Origin of the sequence: Halorubrum sp. Ea8, assembly GCF_002252925.1 — an archaeon.
Lineage (GTDB): Archaea > Halobacteriota > Halobacteria > Halobacteriales > Haloferacaceae > Halorubrum.
Genome location: NZ_NHPF01000006.1, coordinates 1 through 1,525, shown reverse-complemented (window position 1 = coordinate 1,525; position 1,525 = coordinate 1). Strand labels below are relative to the sequence as shown.

2 protein-coding genes are annotated in these 1,525 nt (G+C 75.3%); both read left to right on the top strand.

Features of this window, described 5'->3' with window-relative positions; genetic code table 11:
* The coding region (locus tag DJ74_RS00125; RefSeq protein ID WP_094525925.1) for an AIR synthase family protein at positions 1-1,007 on the top strand (1,007 nt) is incomplete at its 5' end.
* A 95-nt stretch (positions 1,008-1,102) separates the two neighbouring features.
* Positions 1,103-1,525: acyl-CoA dehydrogenase family protein (locus DJ74_RS00120; RefSeq protein ID WP_141212637.1), on the top strand; the 423-nt coding region annotated here is incomplete at its 3' end.

The following is a 1,525-nucleotide window of genomic DNA, read 5'->3' as shown; positions in this document are numbered from 1 at the left end:
TCGGCCCCGAGGCGCTCGCGGCGGTCCTCGCGGCGACCGGGGCCGACGACGACGCGATCGAGGCGGGACCCGCCTACGGCGAGGACGCGGCCGCGATCGACCTGACCGGCGCGGAGTCGACGCTGGTGGTCGCCGCGGACCCGCTCTCGCTGGCGGCCGACGCCGTGGGCGAACTGGCGGTCCACGTCGCCTGCAACGACGTGGCCGCGAGCGGCGCGGACCCGCGGTGGCTCACGCACACGCTCTTCCTGCCCGACGACGACCCGGCGCGCCTCCGGACGGTCGCGGAGCAGGTGGACGCGACCGCCCGCGACCTCGGCGTCGCGGTCGTCGGCGGCCACACGGAGGTGCTGCCGTCGCTGGAGCGCCCGCTCTGCTCGATGACCGCGCTCGGAACGACGGACCGCTTCGTGTCGACCGGCGGGGCCGAGCCGGGCGACCGGCTCCTCCTCACGAAGGGCGCCGGGATCGAGGCGACCGCGATCCTCGCGACGGACTTCCGCGAGGAGTGCGCCGAGGCGGGCGTGTCGGCCGCGACGCTCGATTCCGCCGCCGCGTTCCTCGACGAGGTGAGCGTCGTCCCCGACGCGGCCGCGGTCCGCGACGCCGCGACCGCCATGCACGACCCGACCGAGGGCGGTCTGCTCACCGCCCTCGTCGAGACCGCGAGCGCGAGCGAGACGGTCCTCGCGGTCGAGCGCGACCGGATCCCGGTTCGACCCGAAACGGAGGCCTGCTGCGCGGCGGTGGGCGTCGACCCGCTGGCGACGTTCGGCTCCGGCGCGCTGCTGGCGGCGGTGCCGCCCGAACGCGTCGGCGAGGCGATCGACGCGCTGGCGGCCGCCGGGATCGCCGTCGGCGAGATCGGCGAGGTGCGGGCGGCGGACGGGGCGGGCGGTGTAGACGCCTCCGACGCTTCCGACGCCTCCGACGCCGGCGCCGTCCTCCTCGACGGCGATCGGATCGATGAGCCGCCTCGCGACGAGCTGTACCCGTTATGGGAGTAGCGGAGGCGGAGGAGCCCTCGGGGGAGCGGGCGGCCGCGTCGGACCCCACACCCCGATCGCTCACCTTTTTTCCGCGTGAGACCGAACCGAGTGTCATGACTGGCGCACGCGTCGGCTCGTCGCTCACCGACGAACAGGAGGCGATCCGGGAGCTCGTCCGGGAGTTCGCGGTCGAGGAGCTCCGGCCCGGAGCCGGCGAGGCCGACGAGGCCGAGTCGTTCCCGGAGGACGCCTGGGACGGGCTGGCCGAGCTCGGGCTGACGGGCCTGACCGTCCCCGAGGCGTACGGCGGCTTCGACGCCGACGAGACGACGTACGCCGTCGTCAACGAAGAGCTGGCGTACGGGCACCTCGCGGTCGCGACCGCGCTGTCCGTCCACTGCCTCGCCACGTCCTGTATCGCCGAGTTCGGGAGCGAGGCCCAGCGGGAGCGCTGGCTCCCGGAGATGGCGGCCGCGGGCCGACCGGTCGGGATGTTCTGTCTCTCCGAGCCGCACGCGGGGTCGAACCCGGCGGAG